The following is a 23,722-nucleotide window of genomic DNA, read 5'->3' on the forward strand; positions in this document are numbered from 1 at the left end:
AAGTAATCTGAAGTTATAGTTTTTTTACCCAAGCATGGGCGGATTGTTCAATTAGAGAAAACGCATGATCAAAGGCCTCTCTGCTTTGTCTGAACGGATCAGGAATGCTGGCTGCGTTCATCCAATGTCCAAATAACATAGTTTTGCCTCTGGCTTCTGGAACGATCTTAGTCAGCGCATCAATATGACCTTGCTCCATCACTAAGATTAGATCTTGCTTCGCACACAGCTGCGCAGTCAGTTGTTGCGCTTGGTGATTCTCGAGAGAAAACCCTTTTTCTGAGGCAATCAGCGTTGCGGTCTCATCCGCTGGTTTCCCAGTTAGGCGGCTTTTCTCAACGGCAATACCTGCTGAAGAAATGGTTTTATTCGGAAGAAGCTGTTGAAGCACTCGTTCTCCTGTCGGAGAGCGACAAATGTTACCTACACACACAACAAGAATGTTTGAAAACATGATTTATTCCTTATCAATAACTTTCCGACAGGGCTTGCCTGTTCTAGACAAGCCCTGTCAATAATGCTTGAGCTACGGCCAATTTCTTACACGAAGCACACCTTCTGTAAGCTCATTGAAGCCTGAAATCGTTGGTACTAGTTGTGCTATAACACGATTCCAACGACTGACTGGTGCCGCAGTGACATACACGATGTCATAAGGCTTTAGGTCAAATTCAGTACCAATTACTAACGCGGCTGCGTCAGATATATCGAGTTGGTAAATATCGCCTAATGCTTGATTGTCTTGTGCTTTTCTAATAACGAACACACCAGTCGCATCTGCAGAAAGTTGATTGATACCACCAACATTGCTTAGAGCTTCGGTCAAGCTCATACCTGCGCGATCCATTTTCAATAGCTTGGGATCGTTAACTTCCCCCATGACGAACACTTTTTGAGTGTCATTTCTTGGTACATGCACGATGTCGCCAGGTTGAAGTAATCGGTTTTCAGTAAGGTCGCCTTCTTGCATTAATGCATAGAGAGAAATGTTCTCGACTTTGCCTTGTCGTGTGAGTGTGACGTTACGCCAGTCTGCGTCTTGACCTAAGCCACCAGCACGATTCACGGCATCTAGCAGAGTCAAAGGGATGTTGGTGATCGCTTGTTGCCCTGGCTTATTAACTTCACCGGTTATATAAGATTTCTTGGAACGGAATGCGGCAACACTGACATCTACTTGAGGGCTTTCGATGTATTTCGCCAATTTTTTGGAGATGTCTTTTCGAATTTGTCGGACGTTTTTACCCGCGACTTTTACAATACCTATGTATGGGTAAAAGATGGTGCCGTCTGCATGTACCCAGTTACCTGCTTCTGCAGAGCTGCGATAAGAACCAGCAGGAATAGTAAGCTCAGGGTGATCCCAAATAGTGATATTCAGAATATCGCCAGGACCGACTTCATACTCGTAAGCCGCGAGTTGATGGTCAAGCGTTGGGTTCGCTTTGGTTTCGACATCCGAGTTTTTTAACTGTGAGACTTTATCAAGAGTCAGTGGAAATACATTGAAATCTGCAGCTGTGTTGGTGCTGCCGTCCTCAACGATACGCTTACCACTCGTGGATAAGTGACTGCCCGGTACTGTACATCCGGTAAGAAGTACAAAGGAAAGGAGTAAAGTGCCTAGCTTTTTATAATTGGAGTTCATGCTTTTATTCATCTGACGTATAGAGTTAGTTGCTAACAGCAACATTATATTTCCAGAAAATAACAACACGTTATATGGCACGATAATTAATTGTAATTTATAGAATGCTCAATAGGAAACGGGTTGCATCCGGCGAGCGCACTCTAAAGAATTTCGTTTGTCGGGGCAATAGACGATAAATTAATAAAACGCTAGTGATATATAGCTATTTTTTATATTTATGGGGTCTGAGTGGAGATTATTTGATGAAGAGCTTTATTAATTGGCTCTAATTTTTGGTATTGGCTCACAAATTGCGTATTTTTCGTAAAATTCAATTAGTTATAAATACGGTATATCTAAAGATAAAATTTATTTATTTTGTTGTGTATTGTGATTTAGATCTTATTTTTTCTTCTCAGTCAATATGGATTTGTTATGGCTTTGACAAAAATAAAACCGAAGATGGTCAGACTTTGATGCTGATGCCATGTGTGGAAATTGCATGAATGGTTTCTTGTGAAATAGGCCTCATCCGAGGCCTTTTTTGATCTTTCGGTCGATTAAACGAACTTTCTCATTATCGCTTAGCCAATCCCTTACCGTTTAGATAAGGCAGGATGTGCGGGCGAGACTCTCCAGATAGCTTTCCGGCGGTTTCTTGTGACCATGCGCTCTGCTTTTGATTGCTTGTACGGCTCGCGTAGTACTCTTGCATGGTCTGATCGTAGGCTTGCACATCGTCTACATTCAGCGCTTGGTATTGGTTTTCGTGGACAATAACGTTAACGGGTAAGCGTGGTTTTACTTCTGGGTTTTGATCAGGGTGGCCCAAACACATACCAAACAGGATAGCGGCGTTGTTAGGTAAACCGAGTAGCTCATCGACTTGTGCTGCGCTGTTTCTTAAGCCACCAATGTATACGCCACCTAACCCCATAGACTCGGCAGCTAACAAACAGTTTTGCGCCATGATGCCGGAATCCACAGCGCCAATCAGAGTCAGTTCAGTAAAGTCGGCTTGAACGTCTGGGTTGATGGCTGCATGACGCTGGTAATCAATGCAAAACACCAAAAATTCTGCGGCACTTTCAACATAAGCCTGATTGCCAGCGTATTGTGCCAGCAGTTTGCGTTTTTCTGTGTCTGTCACACGAATGATAGAGACCACTTGCAGCATGCTAGAAGAAGAGGCGGCTAATCCGGATTGGAGAATCGTTTGTAGTTGTTCACTTGCAATAGGCTCAGAGGTGAACTTACGAATAGAGCGATGACCGAGAATGGTTTCAATCGTACTGTTCATGATCAATCAACTTCCTTAGTTTGTTCTTAGTATTGGCTGAATCTTCACCATAACGCTATTTATATTGAGCGTAAACCAGCATGCGCTTCAAACTGTGGCGACAAGCAAAAGGTGAGGCGCTTGGAAAGTGCAGCGAACATAAAGTGACGTTATTTATAAAGTTGGGTATATAATGATTTTTAATAATCAATAACTTACCAAATGTAGAAAACATGAAAGAACTGATACTTCATACTGTCACTGTATTCATGGGCTTTTTTGCCATCATGAACCCGATCGCTAACATCCCTATCTTCTTAAGCCTGACCGCGGACGAAGACAAGCAAACCGTGCGCTCAATTGCGTTTCGCTCTGTGTTTATCGCCTTTGTTATCGTTGCTGTATTCGCTATTGCTGGCAAAGTCATTTTTGACCTATTTGGTATTACCCTTTACGCACTGCGCATTACTGGCGGTATCTTAGTATTCCTCATTGGCTTCCACATGTTGCAAGGGGAATCGACACACAAGAAGACTAAGGAAAAGGCTTATTCACCAGAGCAAGAACAAGCCGCGTTGAGCATTGCCGTTTCACCATTAGCCATGCCGATATTGGCGGGGCCAGGAACACTTGCGACAGCGATGAACTTTGCAACAACGGGTGGAATCACCGAAACCATCATTACCATTGCTTCATTCGCAGTCCTTTGTGTGATGACTTATGTCCTGTTTTTGTTTGGTGACAAGTTAGTGAAAGCCGTTGGTCCAAGCGCACTGAATGTGATCACCAAAATGATGGGTTTGATCCTTGCGGTGATTGGCACACAGATGTTTATTGAAGGTGCTGCCGAAGCGTATAAAACCGTCTTTGCGTAATCTCTGATTTGAACGACTGCAAATCCACATCAACGTTTTGGTTGATGTGGATTTTTTGATCCTAAGTTTCCACTTAAAGGGCAAGAAACACATAGACTTCGCCTATCTCAATAATAAGAATAACCGATTGTTGCTGTAGCACGAATTTCAGTAATCTTTTTAACGTCTTTATTGGGGGGAAACATGGCAACAAAAGCAATCGTAGTCGAAGGTGGCGCAATGCGTGGCGTCTTTGCCAGCGGCGTATTAGATGCATTCTTAGAGCAAGACTATAAACCATTTGATTTTGCGATTGGCGTATCAGCTGGGGCTTCAAACTTGATCGGTTATCTCACTGATTATCCGCACCGTAGCATTAACGTCATCACCAAGTTAGCGACGAGCAAACGCTTTTTCGATCCTACACGCTTTTTGAAAGGTGGAGATTTGATCGACGTGAAATGGTTGTTTGAAGAGTCAAATCGTTTGTACCCAGTCGATGAAGCAAAACTGTTTGAAGGCATTCCTTTCTTAGCGGCAACGACGAACATAAATACAGGTAAAGCGGATTACTACCGAGTGAATCGTCATAACTTCCACAACGCGATGGAAGCAACAACTGCTCTACCTATTGCTTACAAACATACCCCGTGCTTCTCCGGTGGTTGTTATACCGATGGTGGTGTGGCGGATTCCATTCCTGTACGAGAAGCCTATCGTCGTGGTGCTCGTGATATCACGGTTGTTCTTTCTCATCCTTTGGCTTATGAGAAAAAGCCAGTGAAGACGCCTTGGTTAATGAAGAAGCTGTTCGCTGAACATCCACAAATGGCAGAGGCTATGCTTCATCGTTCAGAGAACTACAATGAGTCGCTTGAGTTCATTCGCAATCCTCCCGAAGGAACACGTGTTCGCGTAGTTGCTCCGCCAGATGAATTCAACGTTCAGCGATTGTCTATGCGTCAATCTGTCTTGCTCGAAGGCTATGAAATGGGGTTGGAAGCAGGACGCGCTCACCTTACCAACCGGGCTGGTGAACACGGCTTGGACAGAGAAAACTGCCATTTTTGTATTTAGTTCTTGAGTATGAGGAGTTAGTCCAAATCGACTTCAAGCGCTCCCCAAGACGAAGGTTCTCCCTCTCTTGTTAAGGGGAACAGACGAGAGTCAGGTTTGGCATAACTTAGTCGATGCAGTCGCTGTGTCACGTGGTAACTATCAAGCCCAGAAATGGTCACCAAGTCGAGCAGTTCCAAATCAAGATAACCATCTGGCATGATCGCTCTTTCCGGTGCGTGCACCATTAACACTTCACCAATCAACATCTCAGTTTGATTGCTCTCAATCTTGATGTGTTCTTTCAAAGCTAGGCCCATCTTGAGGTTACTTTCAAGGACAAAAGGCGCAGGAAACGCATCATCATAATAAGGTGTCAGGCCTACTGCTTCGAACTCTGAGATATGCTTTGGGTAGCGCGCGGAGGTTTGATGGGCTTTTTGCACAAAATCGACGCCGATAGCGTTGATGGTGAAATGCTTGGTATCGAGGATGTTTTCTAGTGTGTGACGGCGACTTTTGCGCGGACGAACGATAAAACCGAATAGAGGTGGATGCGAACCCAAATGAACCACCGAGCTCACCACGGCAAGGTTCTCTTGCCCCTGTCTATCTCTTGTACCGATGAGGTTAGCGCTTTTGTATCCCGCTAGAGAGTTTATCAATCGGGTGCGTTGGCGTTGCTCCATCGCTTGAATGTCGTGCTTCGAAAGTTTGATGTTTTCCATATCCTTGAAAGGGGCGGGTGAACCCGCCCTCCTTGTTGATTTTATTTCGGCATGATGACTTCATCAATGACATGAATCACGCCATTCTTTGCTTTGACGTCGGTAGCAATCACGGTAGCGTTATTGATCATCACTTTATCGCCCATAGTTTTGATCATCACGTCTTGCCCTTGGACTGTCGTCGCTGTATCCATTTTCACTACGTCTGCGGCCATCACTTTGCCCGGAACCACATGGTAAGTAAGAATCGCGACCAGCTTGTCTTTGTTATCTGGCATCAGCAGCATATCAACCGTGCCATCTGGAAGCTTAGCAAATGCTTCGTCAGTCGGTGCAAACACCGTAAATGGGCCTTCTCCTTTAAGCGTGTCTACTAAGCCTGCGGCTTTGACTGCTGCCACCAAGGTGTTGAAGGAGCCATTTGCAACGGCGACATCAACAATATCTTCTTTCATCATTCCGTGTTCATGGGCTTGCGCTGGCATTAAAAATGAAAAAGTGGCAAACATAACCGTGGTTGTAACCAAAATACGTTTTAACATTGTGCATTCCTTTCGTTGTTTGGGTACCGCTCTCTCCCTGATAAAAGCCTTTGTTTGTACGCGCGCTTCTTTCTGGGCGATCAACTTGCTTTCTTTTTGCTCGAAGGCCGAACGTGCTGCGCCAGAATTCTCGCTCCTTCTATTTTCACTTCTGTGCGTTTGCGCCATGCCCACAATCGCTCTCTTGCTGCTTTTGCGCTTGCCTCTACATCCACGATGGGCACGAGATATCGAGAATCGGGATCCAATTGGTACATGACGGTTTCCATTGCGGTCATTTTCCATGGTTCAAACAACAAGGGCGTGGGAACCATTGCAAGTTCTGGAATCCATTTATGAATGAACTCACCGTTAGCATCGTGCTCTTGTGCTTGTTTCGTCGGATTGTAGATGCGAATCGTATTGGTGCCGGTCACTCCTGCTTGCATTTGAAATTGTGGGTAATGGATACCCGGTTCAAAGTCGAGGAACAACTGAGCTAAGTGAGTGACGCCATCGCGCCAATCCATGTTCATATGATGCGTTAAAAAACTCACCAACATCGCGCGCATGCGAAAGTTGATGTATCCGGTGTGATGAAGACAACGCATGCAAGCATCGATGAGCGGTATCCCGGTTGTGCCTGACTTTCAAGCGTCCAAGAGTGCCGCATCTCTGACGTTTGCTTGATGTAATAAAGGTTCATAAGCCGTATTAACACAACGAAACTCCATTTCGCATTCGGATTCAAACTTCTGCATAAAGTGACAATGCCAATGCAGTCTCGAAGACAGCGCAATTAAGCTGCGACGAAACCCTGCCACTTGCCAATGTTTCAGCAGGTATTGGTAAACTTCTCGAAGCGATATATTGCCCCATGCGAGATAGGGAGAGAGGCGAGTACATGCGGTTCGAGATGCTGTAGGGCTAGAAATACTTCGGCAATAATCTCGTCCTCGGCGTTGAAAAAAGTCTTCCATGGTTTGCCAAGCGAGTGAACTCCCGCCCGTTTGCATGCCTTTTATTTTTTCTAACCAAGAAGGAGGGGGCGTAAACGAGCAACCAAGTGCGTCAACATCGAGGGTAATAAGAGAAGCACTTTCAAGGTCGATATCTTCAATCTCGGCTCGCATAACCGTATCCCAATGCTTATCCCAGCCGAGTCGGTCTTTTGCTCCTCGAATGACGGCGCCATGTTCAAATTCGCGCCACGGAATCCCTTGTGATTGAAGCCATTTTGATACTTGTTTATCTCGTTCAAACGTACAACGCAGTCCGATTTCTTGATGGGAGAAAATAGCGTTGATGTTGAACTGATTCTGAATCGCGCTGAGGCAATCTATTGCGCTACCCGACATTACGGACACTTGATGACCAAGAGCCGAAAGTGTTTCGTTCATATCTTGGAGTGATTGCCAGATAAAACGCCAGTGACGAGCAGAGTAATGTGGGTCATCCAGTAACATGGGTTCGACAATATAAAGCAGCACAGTTGGATGTTCTGAAGATAGAGCGTGTTGCAAAGGCGTATGATCGGTCAGGCGTAAATCGCGTTTTAGCCACACTAAGTTGATTGTTTGCATTGTGCCCCTCACTGTTTTTCCGATTTCTACGCATTAGGGAGGCAAATTTCTCACTCGGTGATCGATTTTATTACGGTTGACGTGAAGGCACGGAGCAAGGAGGTGCTCTATGTCTATGCCGCTCAGTAAATTGGAAAAATTCTTCTACATCGACAAGCTCGTTATCCCCTCTCTCGATCTCGCTCTGTATCAAGTATCTGTCTTAGTCGATGGAGAGGAACACTTTGTTACCGATGATCAAGGCAAGTTTTTGAGAGCGCATTCGATACTGGAGTTGCAAAAGCAATGTCGTCACTTGAAAGCGAAACAGCAGGTACTTCGCCAACAAAGTGCCTATGACGAAATGGTTGGGCAGACATCCAAAGATGGTACCAATGAATTAGAGGTTCCTCTGCGTGATAACCAGCTTTACTGACTGAGAAATAACCAAAAATTGAACTCGACGCCATGTGATGCTTGCTAGACTGACATAAAGCATCACACGGAAACGGCTATGCAGTATTACCCAACTCAAGACATTATCTCTGAGCAGCGGTTCGGCTTTGGGCCCCTTTATCAACACAGTTCGCCAAGTTTAGAAAAGCAACTAAGCAGCAATACCTATTGGCATGAGGCAATAACCAAGTTGCCGAGTACAAACGAAGTGTTGTTGAAACTGAGAAAGCTCAATAACACCAAACGAGAGCTCAAACAATCCCCTACCAAAAAACGTGAAGTGCAAAAGCAAATTGGTGCGTTCTTTCGTGAGCAATATTTGCGACAAGTCGAGGCTCGCAACCAACAGACTTTGCACACTCCGTGTGGATTTCAGGAACGCTTGATTCAATTTTGGAGCAACCATTTTGCCATATCGGCAGACACACGAAAGGTGCGTCCGATTGTGGCTAGCGTTGAAAATGAAGTGATTCGAGAACACTGGAATGGCAACTTTGTTGAGATGCTCTTAGCGGTGAGTCAGCACCCAACCATGCTGATGTTTCTGGATAACAACTTGTCGGTAGGACCGAACTCCAAACAAGGACTGAAACAGGGTAAAGGGCTCAATGAAAACCTCGCGCGAGAAATCATGGAGCTGCATACGCTTGGTGTCGATAGCCAATATACACAACAAGACGTAATTGAGCTGGCAAAAGCCATTACTGGCTGGAGCGTTGGATTCAAAGCGCCAAAAGTTGGTTTCCAATTTAATGCAAGAACCCATGAGCCAGGCTCGATAACTCTGCTTGGCAAGCGCTATTTTCAACAAGGTATTGAACAAGGACGAGCGTGTTTGAGAGATCTTGCGCTTCATCCTGATACTGCAAAACATATTGCACGTAAGTTGGTGCAGCATTTCCTAGGACCTTCCGGTGAAGCCTTGGTTGAACCGCTCAGCCAAGCTTACCTAAAAGGCAAAGGGGATTTGCTCCCGGTTTATCGATTGTTGATTCAAAGCGCTTTGAGCCAATCGGCAGAAGCGATGCGCTTTCGCACTTCTCAAGAGTGGTTATTCGCGGTTTTGCGCAGTGCTGATGTCCGTTTTCCTGAATCGAATGATATGCAAATGAGCAAGTCTGGGAATAAATTACTCGGTGCGCAAAGAAGCTTAGGGCAGCCTCCTTTTATGGCGGGTTCTCCTGCTGGTTGGCCAGACAAAGACGCGGATTACAACAGTCCATCGGCGCTAACTCAGCGGTGGCAGTTAGCGAATCGAATCGCTCGACTGGCGGTGAAAAGTGCCAAGTCCCAAGGTGTGAAACCACAAGCTTTTGTTGAGCAAATTAGCCAGCAGCTTTACGGCAATGCGTTAGACGAACACACAAGGTTGGTGATGAACAAAGCCCCATCGGCAGAGATGAAGCTTTCTCTACTTTGGCTTAGTCCGCAATTTCAGTATCGATGAGGTGGGTGATGACAATAGATAAACAAACGAACTTAACATCGACTCGTCGACAATTTTTAAAATCCGCTTTAGCCGTGGGCGCAACAAGCTTGTTGCCTAATGCAGTCTTTGCTCAATCAAGTTCTCCAAATATCTTTGTTTGGATTACGTTGCGGGGTGCGATGGATGGATTAAACGTTGTGGTTCCTTATGCTGATAAGCAGTATTTAGCTCTCCGTCCGACGATTGGTTTAGCAACAGAAAAACTGAATAAACTCGACGATTTTTATGGTTTGCATCCGGCGATGAAAACCAGCTTCGAGTGGTATCAAAATAAGCAGATGGCGATGATTCATGCTTGTGCCACCGCGTATCGTGAGCGCTCTCATTTTGATGGGCAAAAGGTGTTGGAGAACGGCACAGACAATCCGTTACATCGTGATGGATGGTTAAACCGATTGCTGCAACTGGATGCCAAGTCGAAAGGTTTGGCGATCGATTCAGGGTTACCTTTGATTGTTCAAGGAGAGAAGGCGGTCAGCAGTTGGTATCCAAACAATCTGCAAGCGCGAGACAGCCAAGTGGAGCTGCTAGAGGCTTTGTTTCAAAGTGATGAGAAGCTTGCGAGTAATTTTGAAGAAGCGCTGAAGATCGAAATGATGTCGAATCGAAATCGTCCCGGTAAGCAGTTTCCTGTCTTGGCGTCTCAAGCGGGAACTTTTCTCTCTACTGAAGGTGGCCCTAACATCGCGGTATTGGAACTGGGAGGGTGGGATACTCATGCTGGCCAAGGCGCAGAAACAGGAAGGCTCGCCAATCAATTGCGTAAATTGGATAACGGTCTTGCCAACCTAAAGAAAGCGTTAGGGGATAACTGGTCGAAAACTGTCGTGATGGCGGCAAGTGAATTTGGACGCACCGCAGCGGAAAACGGAACCAAAGGCACCGATCATGGAACAGCAAACGCCATGTTTATTGCTGGTGGAGCCATCGAAGGTGGCAAGGTATTGGGAGAATTTCCAGGGCTTGCCCAAACTGAGCTTTATGAAGGGAGAGACTTAGCCCCTGCTAATGATATGAGGGCGGTGATCAAAGCCGTTCTACAGCAACACATGAGCATAGAATCGAGTGCGCTAGAAAGCGTGTTTCCCGACAGCGGCTCAGATAAAGCTTACGCAGGCCTTATCCGATCATCTTAGTTTTTACCTTCCAACGATAACAAAAACGCCCCGTCTCCAAGCCAGAAGCGGGGCGTTTGTGATTAATGTGTTTGAATCTTACGCTTGCTTACGCTGTGCGTCCTTCTTTGCCAACTTTTCTGCGCGTCGCTGCTTACGTTGTTTGGCACTTTCACCACCGACGTGTTGTTCGCCACGAACCGCTGCTAACGACACTTGCTTTTCACGCTCGCGGAAGCGCTCTACTTGCTCTTCACTGTGTTTACCAAAACATTTCGGGCAGCTTACGCCTTGCTCAAATTGCTCTGATTGTTTGTCTTCTTCCGTGATTGGCAGTCGGCAAGCATTACACAAGTCGTAACCTGCTTTTTCCAGCTGGTGGTTCACCGCAACGCGACCGTCGAATACGTAACAATCGCCTTCCCACAAGCTTTCTTCTTCTGGTACTTCTTCAAGGTATTTCAGAATACCGCCTTCTAGGTGGTACACCTCATCAAAGCCCTGCTCTTTCATGTAAGCAGTCGACTTTTCACAGCGAATACCACCAGTACAGAACATCGCGACTTTTTTGTGTTTCTCTGGATCCATGTTTTGTTTTACATAGTCAGGAAATTCGCGGAACGTGTCAGTATTTGGGCTAACTGCACCTTTAAATGTTCCGATTTCGATTTCATATTCGTTACGAGTATCAACCACAAAAACTTCTGGATCAGCAATCAGATCGTTCCAATCTTGCGGCTTCACGTAGGTGCCAACGACATGGCGAGGATCGATGCCTTCAACGCCCAATGTCACGATCTCTTTCTTGAGTTTTACCTTGGTGCGGTTAAACGGCTGTGTATCTGAGTACGACTCTTTGTAAACAATACCAGTAAGGCGACGCTCGGCATTTAGCCATGCAAGCAGTGTATCAATACCTTCGCGTTTCGCTGCAACCGTACCGTTAATACCTTCACTTGCCAGTAGCAACGTTCCATGTACACCGTGGGCTTCCATTAGGGCAAGCAATGGCTCGCGTAACTCTTGGTAGTTTTCCAGTTCCACAAATTTATACAGGGCGCAGACAACATACTGACTCATGATTATTCCTTACTTTAAAAGGTCGATGGTTCGACGACTCGATACCTAACAATTTTAGCGGCTCGGAGTATACCTGAGTAATTTAGTCGGAAATACGGACAAACTATGCGGATATTTTCAGTCATATTGATCAGGCGATTTTTTCGACAAATCTTGGCGCGTAACATTGGAAATTAATGGGCATGAAAATTTGAACTAGATCACATTTGTAGTTCTTTTCTAGAAATGAACTAAGTTAATGAAAATTAAAGCTTTGTGGAAAACTTCATCACCTTATCACGTTTGCGGTGCTTGCCTCTGATTGCTGTTCGTATCGAGCTTGGTGTCAGTGTCAATATGTTTCCTTACCCTCTCCATCTTCAGTTCTAACTTTTAAAAAACTTACTTGTAATGATAACTATTATCATCTAGATCTATTGTGTACATATGGTGCTCAACATTTAAACTACACACAAGATATAGATTATGGACGTTATAAAACGAGATGGACGGAAAGAAAAAGCCAGTCTAGATAAGGTAACTCGAAGAGCCGAAGCGCTGGCTGATGGACTAAAAGTTGAACCTATTGCGGTTGCACAACGCGTGGTAAGCGGTTTGTACGACGGCATTAAGGTGACGGAAATCGATGTATTCCTCGCTGAAACGGCAGCAAGCCTAGCGACGGAACATCCTGATTATGCCAAGCTTGCGGCTCGCGTGATGGTGAGTTCTCTGCAAAAAGAGACCAGCGGATACGCTACTGCAACACGTGAGCTCTCTGAAATCGGTATTCTTTCCGAAGCTTACGTCGACTTTGTTGCCAAGAATCAGTTTGCGCTCGAAGAGATGATTGACTACAAACGTGACTATCAGTTTGATTACTTCGGCTACAAAACTCTCGAGCGTTCCTACCTATTGAAAGTAAAAGGTGTGGTGGTTGAACGACCACAAGATATGTTCATGCGTGTGGCAGTCGCTGTCGCGGGTGACGATCTTGAAGAAATTAGAGAGCTATACGATTTGCTCAGCCTTGGTTACTACACTCATGCTACGCCAACGCTGTTTAATGCTGGCTGTAAGATGCAGCAACTGTCTTCGTGTTTCCTATTAGCGATGCAAGAAGATTCCATTAACGGCATTTACGACACCCTCAAAGATTGTGCGCTGATTTCTAAATCGGCGGGCGGCATTGGGCTACACATCCACAATATTCGAGCGACTGGGGCGCCAATTATTGGTACTAACGGTGTGTCGAATGGCATCGTGCCAATGCTCAAAGTTTTCAATGAAACGGCCCGCTATGTTGACCAAGGTGGCGGTAAGCGCAAGGGCTCGTTTGCGGTTTATCTGGAACCTTGGCATGCGGATATCGAATCCTTCCTCGATTTACGTAAAAACCACGGTAAAGAAGAGTTCCGAGCACGTGATTTGTTCCTTGCTCTATGGGTGCCAGACTTGTTCATGGAACGTGTTGAAAACGACGCGGAATGGACTCTATTTAGCCCTCACAATACCAAAGGTTTGTCTGATTTATACGGCGCTGATTTTACTCAGAAGTACCAAGAATACGAGCGTATGGGCTTTGGTGTGAAGACCATCAAAGCTCGCCAATTGATGACGCAAATCATTGAGTCGCAAGCTGAGACGGGTACACCGTACATGCTCTACAAAGATGCGTGTAATGAAAAGTCGAATCAGAAGAACCTCGGCACCATTAAGTCGAGTAACTTGTGCGCAGAGATCATGGAAGTCTCGACGCCAGATGAAACGGCGGCTTGTAATTTGGCGTCTATGGCACTGCCTAAGTTCGTTACAGACACGGGGTTTGATTTCGACAAACTTCACCAAGTCACCAAAGTCGCGATTAAGAACCTCGACCGCGTTATCGATGTGAACTATCACCCAACCGATAAGATTGAAAAATCGAACCACGCGCATCGTCCTGTTGGTTTGGGTATCCAAGGTTTGGCGGATGTGTTTTTCAAAATGCACCTTCCATTCGATAGCGAAGAAGCATTGCAGCTTAACCGTGACATCGCGGAAACCATGTATCACGCCTCCCTTGAAGCGTCTTGTGAAATCGCGGCGCAAAAAGGCGCGTACTCCAGTTATGACGGCTCACCGATCAGTCATGGTCAGCTCCAATTTGATCTGTGGGATGAACAACCAAGCAGCCGCTGGGATTGGTCACAGCTCAAGCGCCAAATCGCAGAGCATGGTGTGCGCAACTCGTTACTGATTGCTCAAATGCCAACGGCGTCGACAGCGCAAATTTTAGGCAACAACGAAGCGTTTGAAGCGCAAACCAGCAATATCTATAAACGCCAAACATTGTCGGGTGAGTTCATCATCATCAACAAACATCTGGTGAGCGATCTGGAACAGCGTGGTCTTTGGACGAGCAAAATCCGTGACGCCATTATTCTTAATAACGGCTCAGTACAAGGCATCGATGCCATTCCCGACGATCTTCAATCCGTGTATCGCACCGTGTGGGAAATCTCTCAGAAAGTGATCATTGATATGTCGGCAGCTCGTGCCCCGTTTGTTTGCCAATCGCAGAGCCTCAACTTATGGCTCGCATCACCAACGTTCGCCCAAATCAATGCGATGCACTTCTACGCGTGGAAACGTGGTCTGAAAACCGGCATGTACTACTTGCGCTCTAAGCCATCGACTAATGCGGTGAAAGTCACCGTTGGTCAGCAAAGTGAAGATGAAGATTGCCTAAACTGCGGCGCATAAACCTATCTCGTCAATTAAAAATATTCACATCAACCGAAAGTAAGGAAACGGTATGATTGTTAAAAATAAATTTAGCTTGTTCCCCATTCAATACGAAGAGATTTGGCAAGCGTACAAAACGCACGAAGCGGCTTTTTGGACCACAGAAGAACTCGATTTTGCTCAAGATCTTGCTGATCTTGCCAAGTTGACCGAAGGCGAAAAGCACTTCATTCGACATGTGTTGGCGTTCTTTGCTCAGAGCGAAGGGATGATCAACGAAAACTTGTTGACTCGATTTTATGGCGAAATTGAAATCGCAGAAGCGCGCTGCTTCCTTGCTTTGCAGGCATTTAATGAAGTCATTCATGCAGAAACTTACGCGCTGCAACTCGAAACTTACATCCCCGATGTTGAAGAGCGTGAGCGCTTGTTCAATGCGATTGAAAACGTCCCGACCGTAAAGCGTAAGGCGGAGTGGGTTATGAAGTGGATCTCTTCCGATAAACCATTGGCAATGCGTTTGATCGCCTTTGGTCTTGTAGAAGGCTTGTTCTTCGCTGGTAGCTTCTGTGCCATTTACTACTTCCGTAAACGTGGTTTGCTGGCTGGTTTGGCGGCAAGTAATGACTTGATTGCTCGTGATGAAGGGCTGCACTTTAGCTTTTCTGCGCTGCTATTCAAAACCTTAGGTCAAGGCAAGGTGACGCAACAAGAGTTTGAAGAGATTTGCCGTGAAGCCGTTTCAATTGAGAAAGAGTTTGTAACGGAAGCCCTACCAGTGGACTTGATTGGTATGAATGCTGAGCTGATGTGCCAATACATTGAGCACACTGCCGATGTTATCGCTGGTTTGTTTGGGTTCTCCCCGATCTTTGGTGCGGAAAACCCATTTGATTACATGCGTTTATTGGACATGGAAGGAAAGACCAACTTCTTTGAAAAACGTGTTACTGAGTACAAGCGACCTCAAGATCGCCAATTGAGTTTTGATGCGGATTTCTAACGGCAAGGAATAGCAGAGAAGAGTAATGAAAATAGAAATGTACAGCAAGGAGCAGTGCTCCCAATGTGAAACCGCAGCAATGTGGTTGCAAAATCAGGGCTTTAACGTGGCAACGCTCAAGTTGGATGTGGAGTTTGATCGGGAAACCTTGTTCGAGTTATTCCCAACCGCAAGAAGCTACCCACAGTTTATGCTTGATGGCGAACCGATTGGTGATTTCAGTCGCTTAAAATCGGCACTCTCTTTTGAGCGAAATGCCGCTTTCTAAATTAGGTCTCTAATCCCCTTTTATTGAGAAAAGGGGATTTTTATTTCCACTTAAATTTTGTGGATGTTCAAATTATCAGTAAAAACTCGTAAAACTGTTGAAAACGTACTCGACATAAATGGTCGAAATTTGTACTGTTGACTCGCTTCACATTCCTAAAACTTCTTATCCGATAATCAGTTGAAGCAAAGATCTGTGTTTGATACAGGTCGGTTGGCAAAGGAATTCAACATGCAACAGTTTCATATCAGAAGACTAAGAGAAGAAGACGTCCCACTGTTGAAAACGCTCTTGGTCGAACTCGACACCTCTCATTATAATGCTGAGCCAGATTTCTACCGTTCTCCGGAAGAAATGGCGCAGTTAAGGGAAGATCGCAACATCTTCGATAAATATTTTGATGGCAGCATCACGGCTTTTATTGCTTGTTCTAACCGACAGGTGGTTGGCTTTATTTCTGGCACCGTGCGAGAGGTTAACTCGATTCTCTCTCCAGAAAGACGCGTCGGTTATATCAATGAATTGGTGGTGTCTGAAAGCCATCGTAACTTAGGTATTGGCTTGTCTTTGATGGATAAAATCGAGAGTGATTTGTGCAGCCAAGATATTGAAGAGCTTGGTTTAACCGTGGCGTCATTTAATCACGAAGGCGAAGATTTCTACCATAAGATGGGTTACCGCGTGATCACCAAAATGATGACCAAGCGAGTCAAAGACTAGCGCTAATTTAAACCTGAATCGAATCAAAAACGCCTCTCTATCTCGTGATAAAGAGGCGTTTTTCTATCTAGGTTTTTAGCGAATTCTGAGCGTTAGCTGCTCATTTCAACGTTGTTGCGGTTTGTTTACCCATCGCAATTAACTTGTCGAGAATACGCTCACCATCTGCACGAAGACCGTTGTGCTCATATTCATTGGTGATCCACGCTTTTGAGTTTGGCATTGCAGCGAGTGTTTCACGGCTGATGTCCATTTCTACAAACATATCGTCGGCATAGACGGCGCAGCTCACAGGCACCTTATTGTTTGCCAATTGCTGCGCATCGTATAACGGCGTCCAATCGGCTTTCTCTGCCAGTAATTCTGCAGCTTCTTTCAATGGCTTTAAGTTTACGTATTGATCGAACATCCAAGGGAAGACCATTTCTCCAGTGAAGTAGAACGACTTACCTTGTTCGTAATTGAACGCATCATGCTCTTGGCGCACTCGGTGTGCGCTCCATTGAGAAGCAAACCCTTGGCAGTAAATCGACTCGTGCAGAATCGCGTAAATTGGATTGGTCTGGAAGTTTTGCTGTGCCAACATGTCGTTGAGGAATTCATAACGAAGCTGAGGTTTACCGTTCACTTCAATCAAGGCACTTTCTAGCCAGTAATAAGTTGGCAAGAAGGTATCACTGACACCAAAGTTAATCCCAATTTGTTGGAATTGTTCGACAGTAAAACGCTGACCATTTGGCAGAAACTCTTCGTGCTCCAATAAGTGATTGGCAATGTTTTGGCACAGTTGCTGCGCTTGTGGGAATTGCTGGAAGAAGGCTTGGTTCTTCTCCATGGTGCGCTTAAAGGTTGCTTGATACACATCATCGGCATGACGAGAAACCGAAGGTACACCACCTGTGATGTAGCTTTGCAGCAGGCTGTTCGGGAACAGCGATAGATAAGTTAGTGAACAGAAGCCGCCAAAGCTCTGCCCCAAAATCGCCCACTTCTCAACACCAAATTGTTCACGGATAAATTCCGCATCGCGAACAATGTTGTCTGCGCGGAAGTGGCTTAAGTAGTCAGCCTGTTGCTTCGGCGTGAGGTGCGCAAGCGTCTGATGATTGATCACGCTGCTGTTGCCAGTGCCGCGTTGGTCGAGCAGCAATACACGATACTCACTCAGTGCGCGTTTTATCCAACCGTTGTTTCCGTTTGGACGAGGAGAAGGGAAGCCTGGACCACCTTGAAAATACACTAACCACGGTTTGTCGGAGTCTTCATCGCCGACTAAACAAACGGAGCGAGCGAAGACGTTGATCGTGCCTTTGCTTAGATCTTGGTAGTCCAGCGGCACGGTAAACGAGTAGGGCGTGTAATGCAGTCCTGCGTCGATAAATGATTGAGCGTTCATTGTTATGGTCTGTCCTTGTTTATAGTCGCTTTACGATATCGAATTCCTTATTAGAAACAATAGATTTGTTGTAAGAACTCGATTTTTGAAGCGGGAAAGGCAAGTAATGGCATTCAAAACAGAAACTCTTCGATCTTTCCGTGTTGGTATGCACTGAGTGAACTATGATCTGATAGGTGCAGTTTAGACATCACTGTCTTACCGTTTTTATGAAACGAGACATTTGGCGGTCATTGACCATGGAGGATGCTTGATGAACACGTCACTAACCCGAATCACGCTCGCTTGTTTATTACTACAGACCATCAGTGCCCCTGCATTGGCAGTCGTAACGCCGAATCCGCCTCAGCTGCAGGCAAAAGGCTATGTGTTAATGGACTTTCAGTCCGGTGCCATCATTGCTGAGCAAAACGCGCGTGCCGGATTAGCCCCAGCCAGTTTAACCAAGCTGATGACCGCTTACGTCGTGGGGCAAGAAATCAAATCTGGGCGGCTTCAATGGGATGATAAAGTGACGGTGAGTGAGAACGCGTGGTCAGCCAAATTCCCAGACTCCTCAAAAATGTTTATCCAACCCAAAGATGAAATCACCGTTGCCAACCTAATGCGTGGTGTGATCATTCAATCTGGTAATGATGCTTGTGTGGCGCTCGCCGAACACGTTGCCGGTAGTGAAGGGGCGTTTGTCGCCTTGATGAATGGCTGGGCGGATAAGCTCAGCTTGAATGATACCTACTTCGTTAACTCGCATGGTCTAGATAGCGAGGGCATTCAAACTTCTCCTAATGATATGGCGACTCTGATGCAATCCATCATCAATGATGTGCCTGAAGTCTATGCGCTTTATAGTGAGAAGGTATTTAAGTGGAACAAGATCACCCAATACAACCGCAATAAACTGTTGTGGGACAAATCAATGGATGTCGATGGCGGCAAAACGGGCTACACCAGCAATGCGGGTTACAGTTTGGTGAGTTCTGCTAAGCAAGGGAAGATGCGACTGATCTCGGTAGTAATGGGAACGCCAAGCAAACAGTCACGCATTAGCCAGTCTAAGAACCTACTCAGTTATGGCTTCCGCTTCTATGACACCAAACAAGTGGCAAAACAGGGCGAAGTTCAGGCGAGTGCAAAAGTTTGGAAAGGCGATGTCAGTGAGATTGATTTGGGTTTTGCCCAAGATGCGTACCTGACGCTCCCTCGCTCTCTAACCGCTGGTTTAGACAAGAGCGTGGTCGTGAATGAGCCGCTGATTGCACCCATAGCAAAAGGGGATGTGGTTGGTAAAGTCGTGTGGAAGAGTGACGATAAAACCGTGGCGAGCTATCCGCTGGTGAGTAACCAAGCAGTGGAAGAGGGCTCGTGGATTGGGAAGTTATGGGACAGTTTAGTGCTGTGGGTGAAGTCGTTGTTTAATTAGTGCAAGGGCAAGTTTCGTAATAGTGATTTCAGAATTTCAGACAAAGAAAAGCAGCTCGAAGGTGAGCTGCTTTTTGCTTTCGCGTTTATTGGGGTTTCAGTGATTATTCAGACAAGGTGATGATTGGTAAGTCATCCCAAATCTTACTCTCATCCGATGCGCCGCCAGAGAAGTTCCAAGGACCTTTGTCTTGTTCCAGTGGACGGTAAGTGGCAGACAATCCATCCAAGTCCCAAGTTGTCACATAGAATCGAATGCCATCCAGTGAATCAGGTCGACCTAGTGCGTCACTCGCGAAGTCCATCGAAATGGTGTTGTTGGCTTTGTCTACCGTCACCATTGGTGCCGGCGTTACTGCTTCGCCCCATGTTGTCGCGTTTGCGCCTTGGGTGTTGTAAATCGAGCTTTGCCAGCCGAAGACCACAGCATTGCGACTCCATGTTCCGCTTGGCATAGAAGCGTTGATCTTTGGCAGTTCCGTTAGGTTGGTTGCTGCTTCTTCCGGTAAATCAATGAAGATGGTGAAACCAACGTGGTCAAAGCCGTTTGGCGGCAACCAAGTATCGGTGATCTTGTCCATAGTGAAGGTCAAGCGTACGTTACTGCCGACGGTAAATACCTCAGCTTTGTTGATTGCGAGTTGGCTGTTGTCTTTATCGAACGTTGGATCCGTTGGCAGCGAGTAGTTACCGTTAGGGCCGCCCATGCCATCTTGTGCATCGCCTGCGTCATCAATAGTGTCGTCTGGCGTGTTCGACCAGCTTAAGTCCGACACAAAGTTCACATCTTCAATGCCTGCTTTTTTCTCAGTGGAGTAAATCGCGAAGCGGTGTTGCTGTTCGCCAATTGCAAAGTGACGGGTAGATAAAGTCACGCTAAATTGACCGTCAGCACTTACGGTAATTGCTTGTGCGGTTTCTAGATTACCGTCCACGACAAGGTTCAATTTCTCGTTTGCGTTAGCAGTACCAGCAATCACGATATCATCAGTGATGGTTTGTCCTTCCCAATCTTGCGCCAGTTGGATGTTGAGGTCTGGTGTATCTACCGATTGGGTGTCGTTAGTTTTCGAGTAAATCACGGCAGATTTGGCTGGTAGCTCAAGGGTTACGTGACCGTTTTCATCGGCGATTAACTGCTCCGGAGCGTCTGCCCAGTTAGACATGATTTGTTGTTGGAAGACGGTGCCGTCCGCTTGCTCTACATCGAGTTGGTTCATCAACATCGGGGAATTCGATGTGTTCATTACCACTAAGACTTCGTCGTTATCCAACGTTCGGGTAAAGGCGAACACACCGGCGCCGGCTTTATCGCTGCCAATCACTTTCATTTCGCCGCGTGTCATGACTTTGTTTTCGGTACGTAACTTAGCAAGCTCTTGGATGAACAAGTACATCTCGCTGTTTTGGTCGAATGAGTCTACGTAGTCACCATCTTCACGGTAACCGCCAGCAAACATCGCATCGCGCGCCGCTGACATCGCCTGTTCTGTCCCTTGGTAAATCACAGGGATGCCCGGTACCGCCATCATTGTGATCAGCGCTTGCTTCATATCGTTGATACTGCCTTGCGATAGAAAACGCGGCATATCGTGGTTATCAATGAAGTTCGGCATGATGTATGGATTCGGGAACATCTCCATCATTTTCTCAAGACGGAAACGCAAGTAATCGGTCGGTTGTCCTGCTGCAAACACGCGTGTCATGGTTGCTTGCAATGGGAAGTTCAACACCGAGGTTAACTGCTCCGGTGAGCCGCTTTCACCGATGTAAGTGAGCATCTTCTCTTCGCCTTCGGTGTTGTAAGGCGTAGATGTTTCGAAGACTTCACCAAAGGTCAGGAAGTTATCGCGACCTGTATCAACCGCTTGAGTCATCACACCATCGTCGGCGTGCAGGAAGTCGTTCCAGAAATCGTGCTCAACAAACTTCACGGTATCGATACGGAAACCGTCAACGCCCACTTCGCGGATCCATTTACGGTAGCTCTCTTTTAGATAAGCGCGTACTTCAGGATCGGACGTATTTAGGTCATCCAGATCCGACAGTTGCCAGTTTTTTTCTTGCACTGGGTCGTTGTGGTCGGTGATGCTTGGCGTCCAGTGGTAAATGCCAGTACCGTCTTCTTTACACTCATTCATGTTGAGCGGGTAAGGCAGTTCTTGCCCTGCTGGCAGCGCATTTTCAATCAAACGGAAACCTTGGCAAGGTAGGCTAGGATCGTAATTGTATGGGTCATCGTAAGTGAAGAAGTTACCTACGTGGTTGGTCACGATGTCTTGAATCAAGAACATGTTACGAGCGTGCACTTCTCGCGCTAACGCTTGGTAGCTTTCCATGTCACCAAAGTGCTCATCCACTTTTTGGAAATCACGCGCCCAGTAGCCGTGGTAGCCACCGTAGTTTTGTTCTGCGTCCCACCATTGGTTTGCCACTGGCGGCGTAATCCAGATAGAGGTTGCGCCTAGGTCTTCGATGTAACCCAGTTTGTCGCTGACACCAACAAGATCACCACCACTGAATTTCTTGTCTGAGGTAGGATCGTACTCATTCTGACCTTGATCGTTAAGCGTGTTGTCGCCGTCGTTAAAACGGTCGATCATCAAGAAGTAAATGATCTGGTCTTGCCAATCAGGAGATGCCACGTGGCTCCCTGTATCTGTTGGCGTAGTTTCATCGCTACCACAGCCAGAAAGAGCTAGAGCGATCGCTAAAGGAAGTATTTTTATTTTATTCATAGGTTTAGGTAAGGTTTCAAACACGGCTTTTGTCTCCGTTATGCAGCAATGCGGAAACGATAAAACAAAGGTTTGAAATTGAGAGTGTCATTTTGCGCCAAAAGAGACGTGAAATGATGTCACGAAGAGCTGAATTTGAACTGTGCTACATATTTAACTGAGTGGTTGCACAATTGGATATTGAATCGGGTAATGGTCTTTGGCTAACTCATTACCAGAATGATCATAGAGTCGGAATCGGCACTGTTTAACCGTTTGGGGTAGGGGAAGTTGTAGCGCCCAGCATGTGTAATCTTCTGCATTCTGAGTTTGGCTCATTGCGTGCGGAGCTGGCGCGTCACCCACGTAGCAATCGATCTTCGCCACGTCTTTTAATCTACACGCGAGTTCCACAAACAAGGTGTACTGAGTGCCGAGTTGGATCAGTTGTTTTGTCGGGACAATGTATTCCGTTGCGCCAATTAAAAGCCCTTTAGAAACCATGTAATCGCGCTGGTGGTTGTTATCAATGTAGCGTTCACCATCGACTTCATAACACAGTCTAAAGGTCAGTGGATGTGCGACAGGAAGCTCTGTCGTCGCCCATAGTTCGGTGCCATTATTCAAAAAACGCTCGAAGAAGGCTGGGTAGCGACGCCAAGTGCCATCACGGTCTCGACACTCAACGGAGACCACTTTTTCAAACGCAATGTTATCCACTTCCATCCAGATTTTACCGACGGGTTGGTCAATGTCGTTATCGGCTAGAGTGTTCGCTTTGGCGTAGTACAAGCGGATGGGTTGGTTGTTGAGATGAGTGCGGTTATCCAAGCACTGCTGGCGATATTGCATTGGCGAAAACGGATACCAACGGCGAAAAGTTCGGTGGAAGTTGGAAGGTTCTTCATAACCCAACTGATAGGCGATTTGCTGCGTTGTGAGTTGAGTGTCTGCGAGTAGAGCTAATGCGTGCTTTTTCTTGGCGAAGTCGACGCATTGCGAATAGCTCATTTGTTTTTCTTGCAGGCGACGTTGTAAGGTGCGCTTGGATACGCCCAATTGCAGTGCGGCTTGGTCTAATTTCAGTGCGTAATTGCTGTTTTTGACGAACAGAGCATTAAGCACGCTCAACAATTCTGGCTGTTCAATTGGTTGGTGAGACAGGAGCAAATAAACATGTTTTACCAAGTCGAACACAACCGAGTTTTGCGTTGAGTTGGTTTCTTCTTCTAGTTCGAAATGAACAGAATAAAGCTCAGTGCTGTGAAGTTGAATGTGCACAGATTTATTCAAACCTAGCTGTTCCAATTGCATCAGCAGCAAGTCATAAACCGATTCTGCCCAGCTTGGCATTTCAGTAGCTCTGCACTCTAGCTGCATCTGAATCTGGTTATCACTGTGTTTGAAAACAATGTACAAGCGACGATCGAACAGCGAAACGCTTTTGCTCCACCACAACAGACCTTCACGCAGAGTCGGTGCCTCTTGCAACATCATACATTGCAAGGCAACCAGTTTTTCAATGTGCCAATATTCGCCAGCAATTCTTAGGTGATTGTGCCCGAGTTTTTTGCAGAGAAAGGGCGTGATGATGTTGTCTTGAGGCAGCATGAAAGTGGTTCGGTAACAGAGCAAAGGCGACATTATTGCTTAAACCAAGTGTTGCTTCAGTGAGAGTGCTCAAAGCTTGTTACATCGGCGATTTTCAAATTTATTTTGAAGA

Annotated in this window: 19 protein-coding genes and 1 pseudogene; 10 read left to right on the plus strand and 10 right to left on the minus strand. The window is 46.1% G+C overall.

The features are described from left to right. Positions 1-13: 13 nt before the first annotated feature. The 3 genes from ATB76_RS12105 to nfsA form a co-directional block, all read right to left on the minus strand. Positions 14-454 (minus strand): phosphotyrosine protein phosphatase, encoded by a 441-nt coding sequence (locus ATB76_RS12105; protein ID WP_038881349.1) that lies wholly within the window; start codon positions 452-454, stop codon positions 14-16. A gap of 72 nt (positions 455-526) precedes the next feature. After that, positions 527-1,648 (minus strand): polysaccharide export protein, encoded by a 1,122-nt coding sequence (locus tag ATB76_RS12110; RefSeq protein WP_061035451.1) that lies wholly within the window; start codon positions 1,646-1,648, stop codon positions 527-529. Positions 1,649-2,207: 559 nt separating this feature from the next. Further along, complete coding sequence (nfsA, locus tag ATB76_RS12115) at positions 2,208-2,930, minus strand: oxygen-insensitive NADPH nitroreductase (protein ID WP_061035302.1); 723 nt, start codon at positions 2,928-2,930, stop codon at positions 2,208-2,210. 212 nt (positions 2,931-3,142) lie between these two features. Here nfsA and ATB76_RS12120 point away from each other — a divergent pair, with 212 nt between their 5' ends. Both ATB76_RS12120 and ATB76_RS12125 read left to right on the plus strand, forming a co-directional pair. Then, positions 3,143-3,784 (plus strand): MarC family protein, encoded by a 642-nt coding sequence (locus tag ATB76_RS12120; protein ID WP_005437917.1) that lies wholly within the window; start codon positions 3,143-3,145, stop codon positions 3,782-3,784. Between the two features lie 183 nt (positions 3,785-3,967). Next, a complete protein-coding gene (locus tag ATB76_RS12125) occupies positions 3,968-4,840 on the plus strand; it encodes a patatin family protein (protein ID WP_061035303.1) in 873 nt (290 codons plus the stop codon). A 17-nt stretch (positions 4,841-4,857) separates the two neighbouring features. Here ATB76_RS12125 and ATB76_RS12130 read toward each other — a convergent pair whose 3' ends face one another. The 3 genes and pseudogenes from ATB76_RS12130 to ATB76_RS12140 all read right to left on the minus strand — a co-directional run bounded on the left by ATB76_RS12130 (position 4,858) and on the right by ATB76_RS12140 (position 7,651). Beyond that, positions 4,858-5,547, minus strand: a complete 690-nt coding sequence (locus tag ATB76_RS12130; RefSeq protein ID WP_038869013.1) for a flavin reductase — start codon at positions 5,545-5,547, stop codon at positions 4,858-4,860. A 41-nt stretch (positions 5,548-5,588) separates the two neighbouring features. Then, complete coding sequence (locus ATB76_RS12135) at positions 5,589-6,089, minus strand: fasciclin domain-containing protein (protein WP_061035304.1); 501 nt, start codon at positions 6,087-6,089, stop codon at positions 5,589-5,591. Positions 6,090-6,169: 80 nt separating this feature from the next. Next, positions 6,170-7,651 (minus strand): annotated as a pseudogene (locus tag ATB76_RS12140) (deoxyribodipyrimidine photo-lyase). Between the two features lie 109 nt (positions 7,652-7,760). Between ATB76_RS12140 and ATB76_RS12145 the strand changes: the two are divergent. The 3 genes from ATB76_RS12145 to ATB76_RS12155 all read left to right on the plus strand — a co-directional run bounded on the left by ATB76_RS12145 (position 7,761) and on the right by ATB76_RS12155 (position 10,711). Further along, the gene (locus ATB76_RS12145; protein WP_061035305.1) at positions 7,761-8,066 is read left to right on the plus strand and encodes a DUF6482 family protein; all 306 of its coding nucleotides are present in this window, start codon (positions 7,761-7,763) and stop codon (positions 8,064-8,066) included. A 78-nt stretch (positions 8,067-8,144) separates the two neighbouring features. After that, positions 8,145-9,533: a DUF1800 domain-containing protein gene (locus tag ATB76_RS12150; protein ID WP_061035306.1), complete on the plus strand. Its 1,389-nt coding sequence runs from the start codon at positions 8,145-8,147 to the stop codon at positions 9,531-9,533. A gap of 8 nt (positions 9,534-9,541) precedes the next feature. Continuing rightward, a complete protein-coding gene (locus ATB76_RS12155) occupies positions 9,542-10,711 on the plus strand; it encodes a DUF1501 domain-containing protein (protein WP_038869021.1) in 1,170 nt (389 codons plus the stop codon). 78 nt (positions 10,712-10,789) lie between these two features. On the opposite strand, the gene ATB76_RS12160 is transcribed toward ATB76_RS12155, so the two are convergent. Then, positions 10,790-11,770 (minus strand): rhodanese-related sulfurtransferase, encoded by a 981-nt coding sequence (locus tag ATB76_RS12160; protein ID WP_061035307.1) that lies wholly within the window; start codon positions 11,768-11,770, stop codon positions 10,790-10,792. 465 nt (positions 11,771-12,235) lie between these two features. Here ATB76_RS12160 and ATB76_RS12165 point away from each other — a divergent pair, with 465 nt between their 5' ends. From ATB76_RS12165 to ATB76_RS12180, 4 genes are all read left to right on the plus strand, one after another. Next, the gene (locus ATB76_RS12165) at positions 12,236-14,494 is read left to right on the plus strand and encodes a ribonucleoside-diphosphate reductase subunit alpha (RefSeq protein ID WP_061035308.1); all 2,259 of its coding nucleotides are present in this window, start codon (positions 12,236-12,238) and stop codon (positions 14,492-14,494) included. 52 nt (positions 14,495-14,546) lie between these two features. After that, positions 14,547-15,479 (plus strand): ribonucleotide-diphosphate reductase subunit beta, encoded by a 933-nt coding sequence (locus ATB76_RS12170; RefSeq protein ID WP_042600497.1) that lies wholly within the window; start codon positions 14,547-14,549, stop codon positions 15,477-15,479. A 25-nt stretch (positions 15,480-15,504) separates the two neighbouring features. Then, a complete protein-coding gene (locus tag ATB76_RS12175; protein ID WP_179946835.1) occupies positions 15,505-15,747 on the plus strand; it encodes a glutaredoxin domain-containing protein in 243 nt (80 codons plus the stop codon). 231 nt (positions 15,748-15,978) lie between these two features. After that, positions 15,979-16,467: a GNAT family N-acetyltransferase gene (locus tag ATB76_RS12180; protein ID WP_005441955.1), complete on the plus strand. Its 489-nt coding sequence runs from the start codon at positions 15,979-15,981 to the stop codon at positions 16,465-16,467. Positions 16,468-16,567: 100 nt separating this feature from the next. On the opposite strand, the gene ATB76_RS12185 is transcribed toward ATB76_RS12180, so the two are convergent. Then, on the minus strand, positions 16,568-17,863 hold the full coding sequence (locus ATB76_RS12185; RefSeq protein ID WP_042601928.1) for an alpha/beta fold hydrolase: 1,296 nt from the start codon (positions 17,861-17,863) through the stop codon (positions 16,568-16,570). A 253-nt stretch (positions 17,864-18,116) separates the two neighbouring features. Between ATB76_RS12185 and ATB76_RS12190 the strand changes: the two genes are divergently transcribed. Further along, positions 18,117-19,283 carry a D-alanyl-D-alanine carboxypeptidase family protein gene (locus ATB76_RS12190; protein ID WP_038869028.1) on the plus strand — a complete coding sequence of 389 codons (1,167 nt, stop codon included), beginning with the start codon at positions 18,117-18,119 and terminating at the stop codon, positions 19,281-19,283. A 103-nt stretch (positions 19,284-19,386) separates the two neighbouring features. On the opposite strand, the gene ATB76_RS12195 is transcribed toward ATB76_RS12190, so the two are convergent. Beyond that, positions 19,387-22,044 (minus strand): alpha-amylase family glycosyl hydrolase, encoded by a 2,658-nt coding sequence (locus ATB76_RS12195; protein WP_061035310.1) that lies wholly within the window; start codon positions 22,042-22,044, stop codon positions 19,387-19,389. A gap of 129 nt (positions 22,045-22,173) precedes the next feature. Further along, positions 22,174-23,610, minus strand: coding sequence for a helix-turn-helix domain-containing protein (locus ATB76_RS12200; protein ID WP_061035311.1), 1,437 nt, complete (start codon positions 23,608-23,610; stop codon positions 22,174-22,176). Between the last annotated feature and the right edge of the window lie 112 nt (positions 23,611-23,722).

Source organism: Vibrio sp. MOR3 (assembly GCF_001557775.1).
GTDB lineage: Bacteria > Pseudomonadota > Gammaproteobacteria > Enterobacterales > Vibrionaceae > Vibrio > Vibrio jasicida.